Origin of the sequence: Bacillus pfraonensis, from assembly GCF_050768835.1 — a bacterium.
Taxonomy (GTDB): domain Bacteria; phylum Bacillota; class Bacilli; order Bacillales; family Bacillaceae_G; genus Bacillus_A; species Bacillus_A pfraonensis.
The window spans coordinates 1-8,066 of sequence record NZ_JAHCDO010000064.1 but is presented as its reverse complement, the minus strand read 5'-3'; the positions used below and the strand labels follow the sequence as shown (position 1 = coordinate 8,066).

General features: G+C 35.7%; 8 protein-coding genes and 1 pseudogene. 5 read left to right on the top strand and 4 right to left on the bottom strand.

The window, feature by feature from the left end; genetic code table 11:
• The first annotated feature begins 444 nt into the window (after positions 1 to 444).
• Positions 445 to 2,262 (top strand): annotated as a pseudogene (gene ltrA, locus KFD70_RS28205) (group II intron reverse transcriptase/maturase).
• A 358-nt stretch (positions 2,263 to 2,620) separates the two neighbouring features.
• Here ltrA and KFD70_RS28200 read toward each other — a convergent pair.
• Genes KFD70_RS28200 through KFD70_RS28190 form a run of 3 tightly spaced genes read right to left on the bottom strand, consistent with a single transcriptional unit; the run spans position 2,621 to position 5,054 of the window.
• A complete protein-coding gene (locus tag KFD70_RS28200) occupies positions 2,621 to 3,406 on the bottom strand; it encodes an amidohydrolase family protein (protein ID WP_336454524.1) in 786 nt (261 codons plus the stop codon).
• Positions 3,407 to 3,423: 17 nt separating this feature from the next.
• Entirely contained in the window at positions 3,424 to 3,825 is a 402-nt protein-coding gene (locus tag KFD70_RS28195) for a carboxymuconolactone decarboxylase family protein (protein WP_336454525.1), read from the bottom strand.
• Positions 3,825 to 5,054 carry an MFS transporter gene (locus KFD70_RS28190; RefSeq protein ID WP_336454526.1) on the bottom strand — a complete coding sequence of 410 codons (1,230 nt, stop codon included), beginning with the start codon at positions 5,052 to 5,054 and terminating at the stop codon, positions 3,825 to 3,827. The genes KFD70_RS28195 and KFD70_RS28190 overlap by 1 nt, the downstream gene beginning before the upstream one ends.
• A gap of 105 nt (positions 5,055 to 5,159) precedes the next feature.
• Between KFD70_RS28190 and KFD70_RS28185 the strand changes: the two genes are divergently transcribed.
• The 4 genes from KFD70_RS28185 (at position 5,160) to KFD70_RS28170 (ending at position 7,896) form a co-directional block, all read left to right on the top strand.
• Positions 5,160 to 5,996: a helix-turn-helix transcriptional regulator gene (locus KFD70_RS28185; protein ID WP_336454527.1), complete on the top strand. Its 837-nt coding sequence runs from the start codon at positions 5,160 to 5,162 to the stop codon at positions 5,994 to 5,996.
• Positions 5,997 to 6,271: 275 nt separating this feature from the next.
• Positions 6,272 to 6,526 carry a hypothetical protein gene (locus KFD70_RS28180; RefSeq protein WP_336454528.1) on the top strand — a complete coding sequence of 85 codons (255 nt, stop codon included), beginning with the start codon at positions 6,272 to 6,274 and terminating at the stop codon, positions 6,524 to 6,526.
• Between the two features lie 291 nt (positions 6,527 to 6,817).
• A complete protein-coding gene (locus KFD70_RS28175; RefSeq protein ID WP_336454529.1) occupies positions 6,818 to 6,967 on the top strand; it encodes a hypothetical protein in 150 nt (49 codons plus the stop codon).
• Between the two features lie 470 nt (positions 6,968 to 7,437).
• Positions 7,438 to 7,896, top strand: coding sequence for a DinB family protein (locus tag KFD70_RS28170; RefSeq protein WP_336454530.1), 459 nt, complete (start codon positions 7,438 to 7,440; stop codon positions 7,894 to 7,896).
• Positions 7,897 to 7,956: 60 nt separating this feature from the next.
• Here KFD70_RS28170 and KFD70_RS28165 read toward each other — a convergent pair whose 3' ends face one another.
• Positions 7,957 to 8,052: an IS3 family transposase gene (locus KFD70_RS28165; RefSeq protein WP_414645822.1), complete on the bottom strand. Its 96-nt coding sequence runs from the start codon at positions 8,050 to 8,052 to the stop codon at positions 7,957 to 7,959.
• Positions 8,053 to 8,066: the final 14 nt, after the last annotated feature.

The window sequence follows — 8,066 nt, the reverse complement described above, 5'->3', positions numbered from 1 at the left end:
GGAGTATTAGATAAATAGTTTCAGCTCAACCTGACGGCTTTCATTCCTACTTTCAGTCAATCAGTTGTTGTTATCAAGTTTGATAACCCTCCCATTTCTTGTTTATACACTTATAGGGAAACGTGTCGCACAAAGGATTATTTTGATCTTGTCTTAACGAATTTGGGAAAGGTGGATAAGTACCTTTCTCGGCTAACCTGATAACGTGGAGAGCTTACTCTCGATGAAGCGTTGGAAAGGAAAATAGTCGTGAGATTAGCGACTGTATAATTTCTCTTTATATCAGTGAAAGTGGTGGCACAGTACCGTTGAAGCGTGTAATGAACGTGGAGGGATAGCCACTAGACTAATTAAAGATTCATTCAACCATGCAAGACAGTTCTTATACGATTAATAAGGTTCTTGTAAGACTAATAGAGGTTCAGCTCCAAAGGAGCCACCGACTTGTTAAAACGAAAGAAGCTGAGGCACAATGAGTATTATGATATGCAATATCATTTTGATTCCTTATACACTCAAAGTGCTAATGGTCAAAATTTTTATGGATTACTCGATTTAATGCAGTCCGATGAAAATATTCAATTAGCTTATCGGAATATTAAACGAAATACCGGCAGTAAAACGGCTGGATATGATGGATTAACGATTGAAGATATAAAGCGATTATCCGTATCAGAGGTCATATCGACGATACAACGAATGTTTGAAAACTACACACCCCAAGCCGTTCGGAGAGTCTTCATTCCTAAGACAAATGGAAAAGCGCGTCCCTTAGGGATTCCGACTATTTGGGATAGATTATTCCAACAGTGTATCTTGCAAGTGCTTGAGCCGATTTGTGAAGCAAAGTTCTATAAACATAGCTATGGTTTTAGACCAAACCGCAGTACACATCATGCGAAAGCTAGGTTTGAAACGCTCATCAATCGTGCATGCTTATACCATTGTGTAGATGTTGACATCAAAGGATTCTTCGACACTGTGGATCATGCCAAACTATTAAAACAAATGTGGTCACTTGGCATTCGTGATAAGGCATTGCTTTCCATTATTTCACGTCTTTTAAAAGCCGAAATAATTGGGGAAGGCTTCCCAACGAAAGGTACACCCCAGGGGGGGATTTTATCACCCCTTTTATCTAACATTGTATTAAATGAACTAGATTGGTGGGTTAGTAATTAATGGGAAAGTTTTGAAACTCAAAAGCTATATAAATCACAGATTGGCAGATATAATGCATTGAAACAATCGAATTTAAAACATTGCTATATCGTGAGATATGCAGACGATTTTAAAATCCTTTGCCGCACCTGTTCACAAGCGATTAAAATGCATTATGCAGTAAAGGATTTCCTTCAAACAAGGCTTAAGCTTGAAATTAGTAAGGAAAAATCGAAAGTAGTTAACCTAAAGAAAAACTCTTCAGAGTTTTTAGGTTTTCGCATTAAAGCACATCGGAAAAAGACAAATAAAAGAACACTTTATGTGGCCCGTTCACATATGACAAAAAAGGCACTTGAAAACGCGCAGACAAAGATAAAACAAGCTATAAAGGCAATACAGAAACACCAAACAGTTGAAAACGTTTGGCGATTTAATCTGGTCATAATGGGTATACAGAATTATTATTCTGCAGCGTCGCACATCACAATAGACTTATGTGAGCTGAGCTATCGTCTTCATAAAACATTATACAATCGTTTAAAAGAATTGAAAAAAGAAGCTACGTTTCAGGACTTTACAAAATCCTTACAGAAACGGTATAAGGGATACGAATGTAAGCTTTATAAAATAAAAGAAATGGTTCTTGTCCCAATCCATGCCCAGCGCTATAAGGTGAATCTTAACTTCTCTCAAACTATTTGTAACTATACTACCGAAGGTAGAAATAAGATCCATCAAAACTTGCGAGCGATTAATAAACAAACGCTTGCTCATGTGATGAAACAATTCATACCAAGCCGTTCCATCGAATACAACGATAACCGGATTAGCCGATTTATCGCACAATACGGGAGATGTGGTGTTACAGGAATTGAATTAGGACTGAATGATTGGCATTGTCATCATAAGACACCGTACTATCTCACAAAAGATGATTCATACAGAAACTTAATGATATTGCACAAATCTGTTCATCTTCTCATACATTTGAGAGATCAAGAGAAAATACAAGTGCTTTTAAACTCACTCAAGTTAAATGAAAAGCAACTTATAGAAGTTAATAAATTGCGCAAGCAATGTCTGAACGAAGCTATCTGATTCTACATTTCATCTTTGCATATACATAAAAATACTGAATGAGTTGGATTAGTTGGAACGCCGTATGCTGGGAAACTCGCCTGTACGGTGTGAAGTGGGGGAAAAGCTGGCGATAACTTCAAAAGCTTACCTATCACTATAATAAAACTTAGATTTTTAAACGACTTTATTGTTATATTTTTTAGTGTAGTGAAGTATCTTACATCAAAAATTAAACAACTATATTTTTAACCCCGTCCTAAATTTAGAACGGGGTTATGCTTGTTTGAGCTTTTAAAATGAAATAGCTTTATTGTCATTTTACAGAAACTAGGGTTGTCTTTATGCCTTAAGTCGACATAATGAATGAAAACATAAGTTAAATATTTAAAAGGTTAGCAATATTCCCACCTAGTACTCGTTGTACGACTTCTTCACTTGAAGCATGACGTTCAACTGCCAACTTATTTAAGAATGGATCACCATAAGGAAAATCAGAGCTAAATAAAGTTTTCTCTGGGAGTTCTTTTATAGCCAAAGATAATGCATAGGTTGTATAAAATGCAGAGATATCTAGGTAGGCGTTCTTTGTCTCTTTTGTTAATGCAATAACTTGCAGCCAATGAATTCCTCCCAAATGGCCATAGATTACAGGTACATTGGGATATTTACGAGTTAAAACGAACAATTCCTGAATATCATTTAAATTGAGTGGATGGAATGTATGCACCCAAATCGGAAAGGAATTATAATCACTAGCTGCCTGGAATACAGGTTCAAGCATTTTAATTTGGCCTGAACCAAGGGTAAATTCTCCAAGTCCCTTCATTTTATAATCTTTTACAATCTTCTCAATCCAATCATGCAGTTCTCCAGAGGAACTTAAAAGGGGAACTGATCCAAATCCAGTAAAACGGTCAGGATATTTTGCGATAGCATCCCTTAATTCTTCTAGAGCTTTTAATCGTGCTTCTAGGGGATTTATCTCGTTATTTAAAATTTGATTCAGTACATCCATTTCCTGAATAAATTCATCGTAGCTTTCACTTTTTTCTGGATGAACAAGCGTAGAGAATAAAATAGTTTTATCTATCCCACTTGAATCCATCATTTCAATTTGTTTTTCTATAGGTAGAACTACGTGGGCATGACTATCAATAATCATTTTTCACTCTCCCTCCATTAATTGGCTGACAGCTGATTTCGTCTTTTAGAAAATACTTCGGTAGCTATTGTTAAAATGGTATTTAATGCGACAGGAAAGCCTGCATAAATTAACATTTGCATCATAGCTTCCACAATTTCTTCTTCGGTCCATCCAACATTTAAAGCTCCGTTAATATAAAACTTTAATTGTTCCGTATTTCCTAAAGCAGTTAGACCAGCAACTGTTGCAAGAAGGCGAGATTTTAAATCTAATCCTGGTCTAGAAAAAATTTGACCATAATTAAATTCCACAGCCAAAGTTCCTAAGTCAGGTGCTACTGAATTTTTAAAATTATTCACGATATTTTGATAGTTTTCCGGATCTATTTTTGATAATACTTCCAATCCTCTTTTATAGTTTTCTGTATTTGCAGACATTAGACATGACTTCCTTTCTCGAATTCTCTATTTTTTACTGTTCTTTTTTGTTTAGGCAAGCTAAATAAGGAACTAAAAGCAATACCTATCATGAGTATCCCAACTGTACATACTCCATACCAATGCCATTTGCTCCAAGCAAGTACACCTAAATATGATCCTAAAGATCCACCTAAGAATGTAGATACCATGTATAATCCATTTAATCTGCTTCTCTTTTCAGGAGATAGTTGAAAGATAGTAGCTTGACAAGCAACTTGATTTGCTTGCGTACCAACTGTTACTAATAGTGCACCAAGAATTAATCCTGGTAACCAATATCCTAAGAATATTAAGATTAGAAAAGCGATTAAAGAAATAAACATACATAAAGTATTAGCAAATTTTGGTCCTTTTTTATCAATCACCCGGCCAATAATAGGAGTTGCAAAGGCTCCAGCTATTCCCACTAAACCTATTAACCCTGCCACGGTACTCCCATAAGAATACGGAGAAGTATTTAATAAAAAAACAAGTGTTGTCCAGAAGGCACTAAAGGAACCAAACATCATTCCTTGACTAAGGCAAGCTTTTTGCAACACTTTTTCCTTTTTAAATAACAGGCCTAAAGATGCAAGTAATTTTTTATACTGTATTGCATGATTTCCTTTGCTTTTTGGAAGATACATTGCAATTAAAATGATCATTATAATTGTGCCAGCAAAAGAAGCCCAATACATAGATCTCCATCCAAAATGTGAATCTACAAAACCACTGATAAATCGAGCACCTAAAATCCCACACACTAAGCCAATGGCAACATTCCCTAACACTTTTCCTCTGTTATCTTCTGAAGCTAAATTAGCAGCAAGAGGAACAATAATTTGAGGGACTATGGTAACAAATCCAAGAATTAAGTTTGCTGCAATCAGCCACGTTACATTCATTGATAAAGCAGTTGCAGCTAAAATAATACATACAATAGATAATAAACTTAGGATCAATTTTCTTCGTTCAAAAATGTCACCTAATGGTACCAATAAAAGATTTCCCAAAGCATATCCCACTTGAGTTAAAGTTGCTACAATTCCTATATTGGTTTCAGAAACGTGAAAAGTATTTGCCATACTGACTAAGAGCGTTTGATTTAAATAGACATTAGCTACTGTAAAACCACATGCTGCAGCCATTAGGAGAACTAATCCTTTCGTAAGTATAGGAAAAGCCTCAGCCCTATTTTTGAAAATCATTAAACTCACCTCCTTCATTTATTAGAATAGATGAAGGTTTATAATGGGAATAGGAGTGTGTTTATACTATTATTAAAACTACTACTTATAAAGGGGAGAGGTTAAATGTTAAGTGATAAAGAAAGAAGGAAAGAACTAGGGGATTTCTTAAAAACACGACGAGCACGGTTATCTCCTCAAGATTTTGGTTTACCTATTGGGCCACGTAGAAAAACAGAAGGACTGCGCCGAGAAGAAGTAGCTCAGCTGGCAGGGATAGGAATAACTTGGTATACATGGTTAGAGCAAGGGCGTGATATACAAGTATCTTCAGACGTATTGGAGGCTATTTCGCGTGTATTCAGGTTAAATGAAGAGGAAAAAGAGCATCTATTTTTATTAGCAAATCAGCCATTGCTATCTAAGGTGGGAAGACCTCTCGTTGAAAGTGTAAATAGCGTCTTGAAAAATTTATTGAGTCAATTAGAATACTGTCCTACCTATGTAACCGATGAAAAATTGAACATAGTAAGCTGGAATAAAGCTGCTACTGTGGTTTTTGGTGACTTTAATAAAATGGATGATCGAAATCGCAATGCAGTCTGGCGTTGCTTTACATCTAAAGAGTATCGAGAGCTATTTCTTAATTGGGAAGATCATGCGCAACGCTTGATTGCTCAATTTCGTTTAGCATATACACGTTTTGTCGGTGATGAGTGGTTTAAAGATATCATTAAAGAACTTACCAATAAGAGCCCTGAGTTTCGTAATTGGTGGCCCAAGCATGAAGTTCTAGGTACTCCTTGTGGCAAAAAAACACTTCTGCATCCTTTAGTTGGAGAAATGATTATGGATCATATTACTCTTCAGGTGTACGATGCACCTGAACTAAAATTAACCATTTACCAACCTCGCCAAGAGGGAGAAACAGAACAGAAAATGAAGCGTTTGTTAAACTGGTAAGTAGACCTACAATAAAAGAGTGTTATAAACACGAACGTATTAAGTGGAATTCGTTTGTCTCTAATATAAGAGTAGGAACATTTTGCATGAATAAATTCCACACAACTAAGTTTGAAATGAAACAGCCGATTTAGCTTTAACGTGGTCAAAATCGGTCTTTTCTTTGTCGAAATTTGCTTAACGTGGGTTTTTTCCGATTTGCTGGCGGTATCCCTTATAATTTTATCACACAACTTGCTCCCGCATTTTTCGCCAGTTTGATGAGAAAGAACTTTGTGACTAAACAAGGAGCATTTGTCGGGATTATAACTGGGGGGCTGTTAGTCTCTATAATGGATTTAGGGAACATAAAAATTGGCCAAATGTTTCCTTATCTTCCTCAAGCAATCAAAGACTTGAATGAAGGGATTATCGCCCTAATTGTTAATATTGTGGTCTTAGTGATTGTCAGTTTGATGACACGAAATATTGCTTATGCTCATCAGGATACCGATGTTTTGGAAACAACAGTAATAGAGAGTAAGGTATGATGCAAAAAATTCTAACAGCTAATCCAACATGACTACACTAACACTGATTATATGAATACAAAAGAAGATCTCCTTCAGTAATCTGGGGGAATCTTTTTTTATGTTCATAAATACAAGTGCTACTGAGAAGTGTAGTAAAAGGTATGATGAATGAAGGGACTTTTGGAAGTATTCGTATAGTGAAGACAGACAAAGGGGTTATGTTACAAAAGTGAACCCCTATTGCCATATGAGAGGCTTTTTAGTGGGGCATATAAGAAGAGCACTACATAAACATTAGGATTTTTGTATGTGATTCAAATGAAAGAGGAAAAGGGTAATGTATTTGCCTTGCATCAACTAGCAACAGACTTTGAGCAGTTACTAAAGGTACGGAAACAAAAGAACATTCTTTTAGATGTTATGTTTTGCTCGAAAAAACAACTAAAGGGTATGTATTAGTTAGATACAATGTGTCGTAATGACTGTGAGAGGGTAAAGTGTGGTATTTGTTTGATGGAAAAATAATTTCTAATTAGCATGGATGAAGCACTTTACTAAAATTTGTAATTCATCTTCCATTTTTTATTGGGCAACGACCTTCACCTTTTGAAATGAGAGATGAATTGTAGTTGGCATAAACTAAAAGTTTGGTTTCAATCAGCCTGTACATATAGAAGGGGTGATAAGTGATGAGTAGTTCAAAGAGAACTTCCTTTTCTAAGAAATCAAACCGTTGGAGGTTTAGATTTCATGATTGTTTATAATATAAAACTGGAAAATTTTTATGGCTTTAAAAATTGAGATGATAGCAGATGTTCAAGTTTGTCTTACCGTATATGGGAGTCGGAGTTCGTTAAGCATATTAGATGTATTTCGTGATTGTTTCTGTTAAATTTAAATAAACTGTACATAAGGAAGGAAGCGATAGAGTGAATAGGACAATAAGTTTAAAACAATTTGAATTAACACGTGGGGCATTAGTTAAGTTTATGGAGACGTTGGATGATAAAACTGTCGATAAGCAGCCGGAGGGCTTCAACAACACAATTCGTTGGCATATTGGTCACGTGTTAACTGCAGCAGAGACTTTTATGTTTGGAAAAGAGTTTAAGTATTTGCCAAGTGAATATCCAGGTTTGTTTGGATATGGGACAAAACCATCTGAGTGGAAAACAGAAGGACCCTTATTAGAAGTGTTAATGTCTCAATTACAAGAGCAAGCACAACGCATTAATGGAATTCCGGAAGAAACATTTGAAAAGAAACTTTCAGAGCCATTCTTAGGGTTGGAAACGGTAGGTGAGCTTTACGGTATGATGTTGTACCATGAAGCCGATCATATTGGTCAAATGAAGGCGATGAAACGTATTATAGAAGTAGAAAAGTAACGGAGAAAAGGCCTGTACAGTGTTGGTCTTATCCCTGTCAAGTAGACAGTATTAAAAAGACTAAGCAGCCATCGAGATTCGATATTCTATCGGAGCTCGATGGTTGAGTCGTTTTTGGAAACGTTTATAGTTATAAAAGTAAATATATTCTTCGATTGCTTGTATTAAAT